This is a genomic window from Flavobacterium sp. YJ01 (genome assembly GCF_029320955.1).
GTDB lineage: Bacteria > Bacteroidota > Bacteroidia > Flavobacteriales > Flavobacteriaceae > Flavobacterium.
On sequence record NZ_CP119757.1, the window covers coordinates 737342 to 752700 of the forward strand.

Annotated in this window: 15 protein-coding genes; 4 read left to right on the forward strand and 11 right to left on the reverse strand. The window is 41.3% G+C overall.

The window, feature by feature from the left end; translation table 11 throughout:
- Window positions 1-81: 81 nt before the first annotated feature.
- The 7 genes from P0R33_RS03320 to P0R33_RS03350 all read right to left on the reverse strand — a co-directional run bounded on the left by P0R33_RS03320 (window position 82) and on the right by P0R33_RS03350 (window position 6852).
- Entirely contained in the window at window positions 82-1182 is a 1101-nt protein-coding gene (locus P0R33_RS03320) for a catalase family protein (protein ID WP_219071275.1), read from the reverse strand.
- A 29-nt stretch (window positions 1183-1211) separates the two neighbouring features.
- Window positions 1212-2171 (reverse strand): gluconolaconase, encoded by a 960-nt coding sequence (locus P0R33_RS03325; RefSeq protein WP_219071276.1) that lies wholly within the window; start codon window positions 2169-2171, stop codon window positions 1212-1214.
- A 2-nt stretch (window positions 2172-2173) separates the two neighbouring features.
- Window positions 2174-3340, reverse strand: coding sequence for a PQQ-dependent sugar dehydrogenase (locus tag P0R33_RS03330; protein ID WP_219071277.1), 1167 nt, complete (start codon window positions 3338-3340; stop codon window positions 2174-2176).
- Between the two features lie 267 nt (window positions 3341-3607).
- Window positions 3608-3841 carry a hypothetical protein gene (locus tag P0R33_RS03335; protein ID WP_149207790.1) on the reverse strand — a complete coding sequence of 78 codons (234 nt, stop codon included), beginning with the start codon at window positions 3839-3841 and terminating at the stop codon, window positions 3608-3610.
- A gap of 324 nt (window positions 3842-4165) precedes the next feature.
- Entirely contained in the window at window positions 4166-4804 is a 639-nt protein-coding gene (locus P0R33_RS03340) for a ferritin-like domain-containing protein (RefSeq protein WP_149207791.1), read from the reverse strand.
- A gap of 414 nt (window positions 4805-5218) precedes the next feature.
- Window positions 5219-5506, reverse strand: a complete 288-nt coding sequence (locus P0R33_RS03345; protein ID WP_219071278.1) for a hypothetical protein — start codon at window positions 5504-5506, stop codon at window positions 5219-5221.
- A gap of 179 nt (window positions 5507-5685) precedes the next feature.
- On the reverse strand, window positions 5686-6852 hold the full coding sequence (locus P0R33_RS03350; protein ID WP_219071279.1) for a zinc-dependent alcohol dehydrogenase: 1167 nt from the start codon (window positions 6850-6852) through the stop codon (window positions 5686-5688).
- A 605-nt stretch (window positions 6853-7457) separates the two neighbouring features.
- Between P0R33_RS03350 and P0R33_RS03355 the strand changes: the two genes are divergently transcribed.
- The gene (locus tag P0R33_RS03355; RefSeq protein WP_223704598.1) at window positions 7458-9641 is read left to right on the forward strand and encodes a hypothetical protein; all 2184 of its coding nucleotides are present in this window, start codon (window positions 7458-7460) and stop codon (window positions 9639-9641) included.
- 234 nt (window positions 9642-9875) lie between these two features.
- On the forward strand, window positions 9876-10634 hold the full coding sequence (locus P0R33_RS03360) for an SDR family oxidoreductase (RefSeq protein WP_219071280.1): 759 nt from the start codon (window positions 9876-9878) through the stop codon (window positions 10632-10634).
- A 443-nt stretch (window positions 10635-11077) separates the two neighbouring features.
- Here the strand turns inward: P0R33_RS03360 and P0R33_RS03365 are convergent, their stop codons facing one another.
- The 3 genes from P0R33_RS03365 to P0R33_RS03375 all read right to left on the reverse strand — a co-directional run bounded on the left by P0R33_RS03365 (window position 11078) and on the right by P0R33_RS03375 (window position 12276).
- Complete coding sequence (locus P0R33_RS03365) at window positions 11078-11287, reverse strand: hypothetical protein (protein WP_044047735.1); 210 nt, start codon at window positions 11285-11287, stop codon at window positions 11078-11080.
- 134 nt (window positions 11288-11421) lie between these two features.
- The gene (locus tag P0R33_RS03370; RefSeq protein WP_179005270.1) at window positions 11422-11562 is read right to left on the reverse strand and encodes a hypothetical protein; all 141 of its coding nucleotides are present in this window, start codon (window positions 11560-11562) and stop codon (window positions 11422-11424) included.
- Between the two features lie 258 nt (window positions 11563-11820).
- On the reverse strand, window positions 11821-12276 hold the full coding sequence (locus tag P0R33_RS03375) for a hypothetical protein (protein ID WP_219071281.1): 456 nt from the start codon (window positions 12274-12276) through the stop codon (window positions 11821-11823).
- Between the two features lie 728 nt (window positions 12277-13004).
- Between P0R33_RS03375 and P0R33_RS03380 the strand changes: the two genes are divergently transcribed.
- Complete coding sequence (locus P0R33_RS03380; RefSeq protein WP_219071282.1) at window positions 13005-13250, forward strand: hypothetical protein; 246 nt, start codon at window positions 13005-13007, stop codon at window positions 13248-13250.
- Window positions 13251-13325: 75 nt separating this feature from the next.
- Here the strand turns inward: P0R33_RS03380 and P0R33_RS03385 are convergent, their stop codons facing one another.
- Window positions 13326-13775, reverse strand: a complete 450-nt coding sequence (locus P0R33_RS03385; RefSeq protein ID WP_149207797.1) for a response regulator — start codon at window positions 13773-13775, stop codon at window positions 13326-13328.
- Window positions 13776-14174: 399 nt separating this feature from the next.
- Between P0R33_RS03385 and dinB the strand changes: the two genes are divergently transcribed.
- A complete protein-coding gene (gene dinB, locus P0R33_RS03390) occupies window positions 14175-15356 on the forward strand; it encodes a DNA polymerase IV (RefSeq protein ID WP_219071283.1) in 1182 nt (393 codons plus the stop codon).
- The last annotated feature ends 3 nt before the right edge of the window (window positions 15357-15359 follow it).

Below are 15359 nucleotides of genomic sequence, written 5' to 3' on the forward strand. Positions count from 1 at the left end.
CGAGGATGACCAAAGTATATAAGCCTGCGTAATGTAATCATCTCGCAGGCTTTTTTAATCTATTATTTTACAGGGCGGCAATTAATCTGGCAGCTGGTCAATGCTGACTGGTTCTATCCTTGCCTTAGCATTCATATGGTGCCTGTAGCGGCTTGAAGTTTCATAGGCCAGTTGTCTCACTCGCATAATATTGCCCAGCGGACGGTGATCAGCCAGACTGTGAAACGGATTAAAACTCAACGTGTCGTCTGCATACACACGGCGCTCGGGACTGAAAGTTTGCTGCGGATGAAAAGTAATTTTACCAACAGGCTGATAAGGACTCTGGTCCTCGGGCCACTGCACGGATCCGTCTTCCACGGGCATGATTTCCAAATCGGTGCAGAGCTGTGCGCCGATTTCATATTCCGCTGTAGCAGACTGGAAAAAATCAGCAACAATTTTTGTTAAAAAAGCGTGCTCATCTGCGTCGATAATATCCTTATCAATTTTCTTCCCCGCTAATTCCTTTACATTATCCGAAAGCGGCTTAACATTTATTTTGGCCACATAATCCCCAAAACGCAGTGCTGCCATACTGAAATAAGTATCCCCAAGGATATGCGGTCCCGGTGCGCTCAATTGATTGGTATCATCAGCAAGACCTACTGCGGCAAGTACATTCTGCACCCCGACAGCGGCCTTCTGCGCGATTTCCTGAAAGAGCTCCCCGCTGTCGGCCTGCTTTTCCAGCCCCTCCTGCATCTTGAGGTATTCCTTTATCGTTCCGGTTGGAATGACAGGATAATTTACCATAAGGAAGTCCTGGGTCACGGCGTCTGAGAGTTCTGGCAGCAGCTTTTCTCCTTCCACTCCGATTACTTTTATGGCCATACCCCTGAATGCTGACATTTTATCGGGTACGATGGAGCCCTGCGCCGTTGATAAGCGCACAATTACTGGATAGGTTCTGGCCTTGGCAAACAACCCCTGTGCCAGATGTTCGGGCAGGTTATCATATACCTTAAGCTCGCCTTTCAATACAGCATGGCTTTTGGCATGCGCATCGCGTATGGCATGTCGGTATTTCTCGTACATCAGGCGGTTAACCCTTGCCATCGAATCTATAATTTTCTGGCTGATCTCCTGTTCGTCGGGCTGTATAACTTCGATCGAATCACTGTAAGGAATATACTCTATCATGTATGGTATGTTATTGTTTTTTTAATCTTTTATTTTTTTACAGGAGCAAACACGGCCTGCTGCAGGGAAAACTTTTTTGATGGTACGTTATTACCTTCAGTAAGTTCGCTGAAATTCGCATTCATGATCCAGGTTTCACTGCCCGAAACAGCCGCAGTAGAAGGAAAGGCAAAACGGTCTTCTACAGAAGTGGATTCCGAAACCTCTGCCGTAGTCCAATTATCGATGCTTTTAATCTTGAATATTTTGTTTACTCCTCCATTCTGCACTAGTGTCAAAGTGGAATTGTCATTTAAAAGCATACCGTCTGCGCTTGGAAAGAACTGCTCTATTTTTACCTTTGTCCCGCTATTGGGATTTGAAATCGGCAATTTTATAAGTGCTCCTTTCCCATTGTTTGCTACCAGCAGAAAACCTTCCGGATGATAAACAATTCCATTGGGTCCGACTCCTGCTGTTTTAAGCAGTTCGTTTGTGCTGAATACTGACGCTGTTCCTTTTGCATCCACTTTATACACAGCGTATGCATAACTATCCGTGATATAAGCATTCCCTTCTTTGTCAAAAGCCAGGTCATTAGGAAAATGTTCTCCAGCAATAAACCCGCCCAGATCAATATCATTTAATTTCTTACCTGTTTTAAGGTCAAGGATAAGAAGCCTTGCCATTTTCTTTTTGGTATCAGGCGTGCTGAATTTGCTATAGTTGGCATCGCCTGCACAGACAAAAAGCCTTTTTCCGTCGGGATGCACCTTCAGCCCGTAGGTTGATTTAAGGGTTTTATCGGCATAAAATTCCGAATACCTGCCCTCTTTGGTAACTTTTCCAACGGTACCCAATCTTGCCGAGGATACATAAAACACATTGGCAGCCTTATCGAAAGCCACTCCCTCGGGATAACTTTCAGGCGCTTCAAATTCAATGCGTTTTGTTGGCTGCTGAGCCCACGTTAACTGGGCTGCTAACAGTAGTATAATATATTTTTTCATCTTTATTTTTGTTTGAGTGCATAAATAATACCATTTGCATCATCTGATATATAAACCACATCAGAACCGATCGCCAGTCCTGCGGGTCTGCCGAACCGTTCGCTGCCGATTAAAAATCCCGTTAAGAAATCTTCAGACCCTGTGGGATTGCCCTTGCTGTCAAATTTGATGCGTTCCACTTTGTAACCGCTCGGATTTTGTCTGTTCCATGAGCCGTGCCAGCACACCAGTGCATCTCCTTTATTTTTACCGCTGTCGAAAAATGCAAAAGCAATAGGGGCGCTGTGCGCCGGGAAATCCAGTATAGATGCCTGAGTAGGTTTGACCCAGCCCTCCTTGGTATTGCCCACAGGGTCTTCCCTGCTCTGATCCACTTCCTTCTTGCCGTAGGCGAAAGGAAATCCGTAATTGCCTCCCATAATAATCTTATTTAATTCTTCGGGAGGCCAGTCGTCTCCTTTAGTGTCTCCGCCATTGTCCACACCCCACATTTCTTTGGTCTGAGGCTGCCAGTCAAAACCGATGGTATTTCGAAGCCCTGACGCATAAAGCGTTCTTTTCCAAGTCTGCGGGTCCACCTGCAGCATGGCGGCAGTTTCCTTATCGCTTTCCTTACAGTCGTTGCAGACGCTTCCCACTGAGATATACAATTTGCCGTCAGGCCCGAAATCCATCGTGCGGTTCGCATGCTGCCCGCCGCTCGGCAGATCTTTAATCAGCGTATCGGCGGCCTTGCCCAAAGTTCCATCAGCATTTAATGCATATCTAAGTACTTTGTTGTTATTGCACAGGTACATAAAATCATCTTTGGCCGTAATGCCGTGTACTCCTGGAAAATCAGCTACACGTGTCATATCGTCAAACCTGCCGTCGTTGTTGGTATCGGTCAGCATCAGCACATCTCCCGCATCGCGTCTTGTAACATAGAGCTGGCCTTTTTTGCCGATATACAGCATCCTTGGTTTTCCAAGTCCCATCGCGGCAGGGGTCGCCTGCCAGCCATTTGCCGTTTTAAGGCCCGATGCGAGTGAGGAACTGTACTCAAGATGGGTAGGGAAATTGGTAATGGTCACTTTCTTGGTATCTTCTTTAGGAGGTATGCCTTTCTGGCCGTAGGAAAGCAGCCCCATCACACATAGAAATGCAGTAAACTGGTATTTCGTTTTCATATAGCGTAAATTAATTAGTTATCAATAGCTGCTCAAATACTTTAAAATGAGAATATTAGTCTTGATTTGCATATCCAAAAGTATTACCAATAAATAGTAATCAATTACAAGATATGCTCTAATACTTATAGGATTTACAGCAGATGGGAAAATTCAAGTAGGATTGGAATGGGTAAAATGGGTCTGGCAGGCAGAATTGAGTTCTCAGCGGCAGTACTAGATAGTGAGACAGGACGAAAATTTTTATAAACTAAATTTCCTCGTCGGTTATTGGATGTATTTAATCTTTGATTTAGCAAATTCGTCCAAAATCAGCTGTACAGATCTTTCTACATCTTTTGCGATAAGGGAAGATTCCAAAAGGTAATTGTCGACGTAATCAAAGACAGTCTTTTCTGTTTCGTCCAACTTTCTGATCGGATCTTCCTGATTGGACGAAGCAAAAGTACTTTCGAGATGTATTTTCAAATCGTTTTCAAATTTCTCTAATAAATCTTTCATTTATTCTTGTAATTTTTAAATGTTGCATAATAAAAATAAATATAATATCATATATGAAAAAAAACAGTACTCCAAAACTTGCATCAGCTGGACATCTCTTATAAGTTCTTAATACAAATAATATAAGCTGACTGCAGGCCTGACCTGTAAATTTCACCTTCCTTTCGATGAGCTGTAGATTATATAACCTGCGAGGTACTGTATTTGTATTTATTAACCGGATTACAATACCTGATCTGAACTTTAGGTAATCTGCATACTAGTAACGCTTATAAAAAAGGCCCGTACTCACAGTACAGGCCAACTTTTATATTATTCCTAGGCCTAATCTTCCTCGTTTGCATCAAAATTAATGGTATTATAGGCTGCCTCGGTAAGCAGTGTATCTGCTTCTTTTTCCTCCGCCAATGTTTTCTCCAGCAGCAGTACCGCATCATCTTCGCCAAGTGTAGTAGCAAAAGCTGCCAATGTACCGTATGTTGCAATCTCGTAATGCTCAATTTTCTGAGATGCTGCTATGATTCCTGCGTCACGAACAGGTCCTGCTTCGGTTTCTTCCATAATGCTTTCTCCTTCCTTGATAAGTCCTTCCATTGCGTCGCATTTCTTGGCCGCAGCCTTCTCGCCAATTAAAGAAAAAACCTGCTCCAGTCTTTTAACCTGTTCTTCTGTAACGCTAAGATGATCGTTGATAGCAGTTATCAGGTTCTCGGAAGTCGCATTCTTAGCCATCTTTGGCAAAGCCTTAGTCAGGGCTTTTTCTGCCCAGTAAATATCTTTCAATGAATCTACAAATAGTTCTCTTAGTCCATCGGCAGCAGTCGATTTTGCTTTTACTTTTCCGTCTGTGCTCTTAGATGCAGTTTTTGCAGTATTTCTTGATGCAGTATTTCTTGATGCAGTACTTTTGGATGCCGTACTTTTTGCTTTATCCGCCGTAGTTTTTTTTGCTGTAGTTGCCATAATTTTTTAATTTAATATTATATCCAAATGTACAAAGCCATCAACAGAGAGCCTTACATAATGATCCGTTATATCTTACAGTATTCAAACCTCATAGCAATATAGATCAGCAGGTTACAGACGCGAACTAATACATCGGAAACAAAAGCTGCCAATAATTATTCGAACCTATTACACTTAAAAAACACTAAAGGCTGCTAGTATTTTGAAGAACCAGTTTACTTGAAACCGCCGTCGCGCTTACTATGTGTGAGAAAAACTATAAGAAGCATAAAATGTGGCAGCAAGCACCATGGATGCACGATTTTTTTAAACGTTTAAATTCCAAAAGATAGAAGGATTGTGCACACAAAAAAACCTGCATCCAAACAGGATGCAGGTTTAAATAGAAATATAAATAATCAACCTTGGCAGCTATTTACTGCCTTTACTGTTAGATGTTGAATCTTTGTTTATGGTTGTAGTCCCTTTTTGCGTAGTTCCATCCGAACCAGAACCAGTCGAACCCTCGCCGGTAGCACCAGTTGTTCCATTTGTACTTGTACGGGTCGTATCCGAGTCAGCTCCAATGCTGTCAACAGCTGCCTGCGTTGAATCTGTTTCATCTGCGTATGGATCTGTGCTGGAATTCTGATTGTTTTTACAAGATAGCACCAGGGTAAAGATCAGTGTAAGGAATGAAGTTTTTAATATTGTTTTCATAATGTCCTATTTTAGTTTCAATAACCTCAAAGTTAATATCTTAAAAGTTGAGATCGTTATATCATTAAATGAAGTATTTACAGATTTAGTACTTTAAACAATTAATAACCAGAGCGATAATTATATTTAACGCAATCGGTTTTTAGATATAATAAGCATGACGCGTTGAAGAATTATTTCTATTTCCACGGATCAAGTACTACTTTTACACATCCGTCTTCACGTTTTTTGAAAATATCGTAAGCATGTGAAATCTCACTCAACGGCAGTCTGTGCGTTATAATGTCTTCTAGCTTCACCTTTCCCTGAACCACATATTCTAAAAGTTTATCAATGTGTTTGTGAGCCGGAGCCTGCCCTCCTTTTAGGATTATCCCTTTATCAAAAAACTGTCCTATCGGAAAATTATCATAGTTGACAGGATAAACACCCAAAACAGAAACAATTCCGCTTCTTCTTACGGCGCTCATGCAGGCTTCTAAAACTTTTGTTGATCCTTTTTCGAAATTGATGGTTGCCTTAATACGGTCAGCTAAATTACGGTCCGGTTCAAATCCAACCGCGTCAATGCAGACATCTGCGCCGCGGCCATTTGTAAGAGAACGGATCTGTTCAACAACATCTTTAGGCCCATTCTGCCATAGAATTGTGGTACAGCCCGCTGTAGCTTTAGCTTTATCGAGTCTAAACTGAAGTGTGTCAACTACAATGACCTGCGCCGCGCCTCTAAGCCAGGCGCTTTTGGCCGCCATGATACCAACAGGTCCCGAACCAAATATCGCTACGGTTTCCCCGCCCTTGACTTCCCCCCAGTCCACCCCGGTATAGCCTGTCGGGAATATGTCGGTTAGAAAAAGAAGCTGCTCATCACTTAGATCTTCAGGAACAACTCTGGGTCCGTAATTGGCATATGGTACGCGCACATACTGTGCTTGACCTCCGTCATACCCGCCATAGAGGTCTGTATAACCGAAAAGTGCCCCGCCTTTCTCTGTGAGAATTCCACCCTCAGGACCGTAATGTTCGGGGTTGCTGTGCTCACAGTTGCCCGGAACATCGTGATTGCAGAAAAAACAATTCCCGCAGGCAATCGGGAAAGGAACCACAACTCGGTCCCCTCTTTTCAGGTGGGTGACAGCCGAGCCCGTTTCCTCCACAATACCCATAAATTCATGGCCAAGCACCATGGGAGTTGTTGGCATGGCACCAGAATAAATATGCAGATCCGATCCGCATATTGCCGTGGAAGTAACTTTTAGAATAATATCATCCTGTGCTATGATTTTTGGATCTTCTACCGTATCATATTTAATCGAACCAGGTCCGTGAATAACTGCTGCTTTCATGATGTCCTTTTTAAAATTAAGTGATAGCTAAGTAACTATAATTTAAGGCATTAATTTTACAGGATCATCTTAAATTCTTACAGATAAAACACTGTTGTTCAGGTATGATCTCCGCTCCGCATCACATATTGGCAATAACCTGCAGACAATTTTATGTTAGTGAATGAGCCTAGAGGGTTCGTCATTGGCACGCGCAAGAAAGCCCAATAGGCATAGTATGCTTCCAATTTTCTTTCTACAAGCTTTTTATTTTACTGTCTCCGTTCTTTTTCTGGAGACCAGCTTTGGTCCAAAGCCATTTCAGGAGAGTAATCAATTACTATGACCAATTCTCATCTTTGGAAAATCTTGTAAGAACTAGTACAAATTATGTAAGAAGAAAAATTAATGATATGCCGAAATTTGATATAAACCAATTGGATGATGGATGCCTTTTTTAGAAATTACGGCCTATTAACTTATTTCCTTCTGCTCTCTATAGGAGCGGTTGTGACTGGTTTTGTTCTCTTTAACTGGGAATAATTTTAATGTGCTTCTAAATACAGGCTGAATCTCTCATTCCCTATTCACTGGATATCACTTTTTATAAACTAAAAATGATCAATATGCATACAGTTACACCATGGAGCGCAACTGCCCAGGCAGATATTGAAAATAGTGAAATACTTTTGGAGAAAAAAATTCATTCTTCCACGTATCAATTTTATAATACGGGCGATTCGCTTTGGATTGTTGCTATAATGCCCGGTACTGGGAAAATAGCCTTTCGTGCCGCATTTGCCATGAACAGCTGTTTTGAAGTTACCAATCTTTTTGAAGACCAGGATATTGTAATCGTAGTACTCAATTCCAGACTTGGCAATTATGAGGTCCGTATTGAATTTCCCTCTGCTGAAGCACCAGTTTTGCATTACACCACATCCTTCAATGCTAATATTCCTCTCTTGATGCCATTTTGGCCGAGGGACATAATTCCGCTGACGCAAAGCGGGAATATTGCTAATACTGCCGGAACAATTCACATGGAACAGTTAGGATCCCGCTCCGGACTTCTTTTTGCGAGCATTACAAAACCGCAGACAGGTTCGTTTTTTTATTTTCAAAACCTTACATCACTATCCGAGTATTGTGAAGCTACGGAAACGGAATCCAAAAATACAGTAGGCGGAAGCTGGCCCGAAATCGGGTTTCAACTACCGACCACTGATAAACTGCCTCTTCCGGCGGGAAAAGCCTTCACTATCTCGAATGCCTATGTCGTTTTTCATACTGAGATATTTGATCAGACAACAACAATCTGCGAGCATTTTTTAAATAATCTGGTCACGGTATATAAACTGCTTGAACAGCCGCGGATCGAATATCACAACTGGCCGGAAATCGCTCAGAAAGTGGTTTCAGATTTAACGACTAATAAGGGTTCCTGGACACAAAAGCTAGGACACCCCTATTTAAATGCCTACTTATGCGACTATGAAACGCCGCCCGAAAGTATGGTCCAGCTTGCCGTATTGGCTCCTTTTAAAGAATATGAAAAATGGGGCGGCGAAAAAGAGCCTATCTGCGAAGATTTAATTAAAGGATTACCTGAATTTTATGATGAAAAAATAAACTGCATAAACCGCTGGCTTCCCTCGATGGTTGACAAACTGGATCAGTCCGAAGAGCAGAAAAAAGAAATGGTGATGGATTCCTGGTATCTGCATCATCCATTGATGAATCTGGCCAGACTTGCCTTATGGGGTGATAAAACTTCAGAAAAACTTGTGCTTGACTCGATAGAATATGTTATAAGAACGGCACACCATTTCAATTATGAGTGGCCTGTATTTTATAATATGGAAACCCTTGAGGTCATCAAAAAAGAAACGGCACCGGGCGCTGGAGGAGAAAGGGATGTTCCAGGGGCATACGCGCATTTGATGCTGCTGCTTTTTAAGATAACTAAAGAAAAACGATACTTAAACGAAGCAGAAAAAGCGGCAAAAAAACTGGAAGGACTCGGATTAAACATTCTGTATCAAGCCAATAACACTGCTTTTGCAGCCGGGGCTTTATTGGAATTATACAAAATTACCAATAAAAAACTTTACCTCGATTTAAGTTACAGATGCCTGACGGGATTATTTAAAAATATTCAGCTTTATGACTGCAGATACGGATTTGGTAAAAATTATACCAATTTCTTCTCCATTTTTCCCTTGAATGATGCCCCTTATACCGCCGCATATGAGGAGATGGAAGTCTATGCAGCATTGTCAGAATATATGGTTCAGGCAGAAGATGTTGAGATTCTTCCGGCACTGAGAACACTAATTCCCGAGTTTATAAAATATGCTGTCGGCAGGATTGCCTATTACTATCCCGCTATGCTCCCTTTTGATATGATTTCTGAAGAAGTTAAAACCGGAGAAGTTCAGGCTGATCTGTGGATTCCACTTGAAGATTTATACAACGGCTGGGAGAAAAGCGGCAAGGTCGGTCAGGAAGTCTATGGCGCCGGAATGGCCTTTGGTGTCGTGCCAAGGCAGTACATCAAAATTGGCGATGAGTTTCTACTTTTTGTTGATTATCCCATTATTCATCAAAGTAAAAGGGGAAATACAGTCACCATAAAATTAGATGGTGATAAAGAATTGAACTGCAATTTAAAAATTATAAAAATTAAAAACAGCAGCATTAAAATGGAGGTCTTGCAGGATAAGCAAACACAAAAACCTTTTACAGCAAATGCGAATATACACGAGTATAAAATTTCAGGCCGGGGCACCGTAAAAATTCAGTGGTAATTTTTGATCCTGCAGTTTAAAGGCCCAGAATGTGAAAAATGAACCTAAAAATCTACAGGAAAGAATGATCGCAAGTACGGTTTTTTTTTAGTATGTGCATCTGTACATAGTAACATGGCATAGATAAAACCAGATTTGCGCACCAATTTCATACTATGACACTGTATTACCGTGACATTTCAATTTAGTATGCCGGACAGAATAGATAATAATAACTTAAAAAAAAAAACACTTATGGAAAAATTAACAAATTACTTTGGACAGAACATCAAGGATAAAAAAATAGTTATAACGGGTGGAACAACCGGAATAGGAAAAGCAATTGCCGATGTCTTGGTTTCTCTTGGCGGGCGCGTACTTATTTTTGGAAGGGATAGGGAAGATTTTGAAAAAGCCGTTGCAGATATAAAAAAGCAGTTCCCGGACAGCGAACTTTACGGTACTCCCGCAGATGTTACCAAAAAGGAGGACATTGACAAAATACTGTCAATAGCAGATACCAAACTCGGTGGAATAGACATCCTTATCAATAATGCGGCCGTTGCAGCCCCGGGACTAACAGGGGAAACTTATGAAGATTACAAATACGCGATCGATACCAACATTACCGGTTATCTTGCCTTTGCTCAGGCAGCTGCTGCACGAATGAAAAAGCACAAATCAGGACATATCATCAATATCGGGTCAATGAGTGCGGAGAGCCGCACGCCTGAAAGCACCATTTATGTAGCCACAAAAACAGCCATTCGCGGATTCAGCACCTCACTTCGCAAGGAACTAAATCCTCTTGGGATCAAGGTTTCCCTTATTGAACCGGGCGCTGTGACAAGTGACATGCAGACCGATCCGAAGAAAGTGCAGCATGAGAAAGTTGAGAAACTGGAGATGCTGGAAGCTTACGATATTGCAATGAGCACTTTGTTTTGTCTCTCGCAGCCAAAAAGATGCGATATCGTCACGATGCAGATCCGTCCGCACCTGCAGATCATTTAATAGAAACGCATTTATTCTGGCTTTTGATAAAGATCCGTAAATATATATTTCATGGATATAGATACAGTTTTTTAATCCGTTCTCAATAATTTCCCCCAATCACCTTGGCACAATCTTTTTGAAATCTTAAATTTGGCAAAATCAAGTTTAAATAAATATGGTTTCGAATATTTCCAGATTTGGAGTTGCCTTCAATTTTGCCACAAAAAGTTAAATCGGTTTTTAAAGATATTTCACCGGTCTAAGTTTTGTGGCAAAATCGTGGCGCATTGCCTTTCCATAAAATAGGAATCCAGGAAAATCAATTGCTAAAAAGCTTAGGTCGAAACTTATACAAATATTTACAAGGCAGTGGCTAAGCTGGAAAAAATTAAAAAGCCTGCAGAAATTATATTTCTGCAGGCTTTTTGAATTAATAATAACCATTTATTTTAATTAAGAACCTACTTTGCTGGCGGCGGAGTCATAGTTTTAGAGGTATCGGTCCCAACAGTATCGGCTGGAACCGTACTGATGGTATCAGCCACAACAGCAGAGCTGTCTGCATAAGTATCATTGGTTTCAGCAGGAACTGTCTCATTTTTTTTACACGAAATGGAAAGCCCTGCAAGCACCAGCAGAACTGCAAACCCAGATTTAAAATTGATTTTCATAACAATATATTTTTTTAGTTTGAAATCCCAAGTTAAAAGAAAACCTGCTTATATTCTTACATAATTTCAGTGTTTTATTACAAAACTTTATGGTAAAATCTAAAAATTAGCAAGTTTTTTTTAAATAGACGCCGTTACACTATTACTGAAACCAGCAGCACGGCAATAAAGAATACTATTGAAATGACCATTGCGTTTATTATAGCTCCTTTTCTCTTCTGTGATTGCTGTGCACGGTCGATGATGTGCTTTTTATTGCTTTTAAATAGTTTCATTACGCTGTGATTTTATAATTTTAAAGAAAACGTAAAAATACTGCACCATGATTTAAAAAGCTTACAGCTTTAAAATCAGGTTTTTCATAATTGGAACATCCTGCATTCCTGTTTTATAAAATAGCCAGCTGGGAAAGAAAGCCCTATTTTTTTTTGACAGAATGCTTACATAATTAAAAATCAATAAATTAAATCCTTCCGTATGTGCAGAAAAAGATCCTTGTTTCAATGAAAGGCCGAAAATTGAAAACAAAATATTTAATCGGCTCTAAACTTGCTGTTTCTGCAGAGCATCAGAACAAGTGTCACCACAATACACGAAGCGCTTCCTTCAAATAAAAGGCAAAGGATATAGATGGGAACCGAAGGTTCCGCTCCGAACATAAAGGTCTGGGACAAGGATTCAACGTAATGGTCGCCTCCCCGGGCATAACTGTAGATCATAAGTGCAGCAAGACTAAGCACTACGCCTATAAACGAAGTAATCATGGCTGATACCGCATTAAAAAGAAAATTATTCTGTCCTTGGGCAAGGTTAATGTTTAAAATCCTGTTTACGCCGTAAAATATAAAAAACACATTCAATAAACGCAGATAAAATACATGGGAGAGATTCAAAAACTCCATGAGTAAAAAGAAAAGCGCAACTCCTGCAAAAATGATCAGGCCGCTGCTTAATTCCTTAGGAACAGTGGATGAGTATGCTGTTTTCATAATAATTAAATTTTATTCGTATAAACTTCAAATTTAACACAGCTTTTCCCCGCTGCGTTATAAAATTAAAATACAGCTCTTACAAAATACACAGTACTAAATCACTGATAATCCAATAATTGCAATTGAAATAAATACAATACTAAAATAAAAAAAATGAAAGAATTGCAGTTTTCTGATTTTCTCTGATGCGCATAAAGTTTACAGCGCACGTCCGCCGACAAAAAAAGCCCCTCAAAATTCAAGGAGCTTTCTGGCAGCCGGCGGGTGCCTGAAATGGTATGCGGTAACTAACTAAATCATTGTACAGAACCTTCAGACGAACCCCGCCGGTCCCCTGTTTTTTTTCTGACTGATTAAATTGCTGTTTACCTTTACCAGTATATAGCAAATTTACCAAAACCTAAGGCAGATCACTTACAGTATATCCTTTTAGAATTACAGCTTTTTAAGGCTTAAACCCATTCTTTTGACAATTTGATTTAATCATTCTCCGGATCTGGCGGCGTACAAATGGTATTTATACGTCCTTTTTATAAAAAAAAAAGCAGCACGCTTTGGCCTTAACGATATAAAACCAAATCATTCTGGCAAAAAAGTACAGGTCAAATACGGGCAAACAGCTGGGCTCCAGAATAGTGAAAAACCTGATCGAAAACAGAAGCCCGGCGGGCTGTAAAAGCAATGCCGGCCTTGTCTGATATATGGTTTTGGATTATTTTTGCAGCATGAATTACGAAGATATAAAAAGACATTTTGAAGCGTTTCCTCCTCCCCTTGAGGTGGAATGGAAGCCCTGGGCAAAGATTACAGATACGCAGCTTTTTTTGAAGAGCTGCTACATCGGCATACGCAATTTCAACGGTCCTGTAGAGAGATGCCCGGCCTGGTGGCATCTCAAGGATTTTTACCTGCACATCAAACGCACCATGCCCAGTCAAGGGAGCCCTGAAAAAGAAACTGCCCCTGAATAATAAAGCCCTGTCCTGTAAGATCTTGTCTGATTAAAGATCCGCAAGCATTCAGATCCCTCATCATTATTTTTATCTTTAGCAGGCTGGAAGTTTTTTTTCCATCTCTTTTCTTAAGCTCTTAAGGTCCCTGTCCAAAATCCCTTTTAAAAGATCTTTTAATTCCATAAAGGTAGGCGGTTTTACGGCATAATAATCCGCCCCGAGATTATAGGCGGTCCGGATATGCATCGCACTGCTGCTGGTGGACAGCATGATAATCTTTATATTTTTGAAATCGCTGCCGCCGTTTCGAATTTCTTTAAGGCATTCAAATCCGTTTTTTCGGGGCATATTGATATCCAGAAATATCGTTTCAGGAAGATGCTTCGCCTTTTCAAGGGTTTCCAGCAGTTCGCAGCCGTCTGCCGTCTGCACTACCAAAATGGGCAGGTTTAATTCTTCGACTGCATCAGCAAACAGCAGTCTGTCATCTTCGTCATCTTCAGCAAGATAAATAATCTTCTCCCAATTCTGCTTTTGTGGCATAGCTTTTAAATTTATAGTGCGGCAGGTAAAAATAGATCTGAAAGCCGCAGTGGTTAAAAAAACTTAGGTCTTAGACTATTGAAAATAGAATTACATTTTTTGGTGGTAACTGTAAAGATAATTCTTTTTTTCTAAAAGAAAAAACTTTCAAAAAAAGATGATTCCTGTGGGCTGAAATGCCTGTTTGGAAAAATCCAAATATGCTGGCGGCGGCGGTTTAAAAAAATCCAAAATAAAGACCTGCCGTAAATTCTGAATAAAGTCTTTCTGCTTAATTGCAGCATAATCCAGACCGCCCGTAAAATCAGTATTTTGATTTTTTGTTATTATTTAGAACATAATATTTTTAAAAATTGTTATCATCTGTGCTAATTTTGACAGGTATAAATGATAAAGATTATGAACCGGGCTATTGTACACATTGACATGAACACCTTTTTCGTCTCCTGCGAAAGGCTTACTAATTCAGAGCTTACTGGGATTCCGCTGATTATCGGCGGGGGCGAGCGGGGCGTTGTGGCTTCCTGCTCCTATGAGGCGCGCCGTTTCGGGGTGCGTTCGGCAATGCCCATCCAGATGGCGCTCAGGTTATGTCCGCAGGCCAAGGTTATGAAAGGCGATATGGAACTCTATTCAAGGCTCTCCCATGACGTTACCGAAATCATTCAGGAGAAAGCCCCTGTGGTGGAAAAGGCCTCTATTGATGAATTTTATCTTGACATCACCGGAATGGACAGATTCTACGGAAGCTACAAGTGGACCGATGAGCTGGCGCAGCGCATCACAAAGGAAACCGGCCTTCCCCTCACCTTTGCCCTTTCCATCAATAAAACGGTATCGAAGATCGGAACAGGTGAAGGAAAACAGAAACAGAACCTGGAGATCCCGGAGCATCTGGTGCAGTCTTTTTTAAACCCGCTCTCAGTGCGGAAAATACCGATGGTGGGCGATAAAACCTTCCAGCTCTTATCCCGAATCGGCATACGTACCATTAAGACCCTTTCTGAAATGCCAGCCGAAGCGCTCCAGCGCATGATCGGCCAGAACGGCATTGAACTCTGGAAAAAAGCCAATGGCATTGACAACAACCCCGTGGAACCGTATACCGAAAGAAAGTCGATTTCCACCGAGCATACTTTTTCACAGGATACCATCGACATGGATAAACTGGGAAGGGTTATCCTTGGTATGGTCGAGAAGCTTTCGTATCAGCTGCGCTCCGAGCAGTGGCTCACCTCAACGGTTACGGTCAAGATCCGGTATGCCAACTTTGATACAGAAACAAAGCAGTGCAGGGTGCAGTATACCTCAGCAGATCATATCCTGACCCAGACCGCAATGGATCTTTTTGGCAGGCTCTACCAGCGCCGGATGCGCCTGCGCTTGATTGGGGTGCGTTTCAGCGGACTGGTGCGGGGAACCTATCAGATCGACCTGTTTAACGATACCCAGGAAATGCTGGCGCTCTACCAGGCTATGGACCGGATGAAAAACCGTTACGGTTTTGATGCGGTGATGCGCTGCGCCGGTGCTTCCTTTAAGCCCAATACCAAAGACGAAATCTTAAAACGTAAAAAATAAATC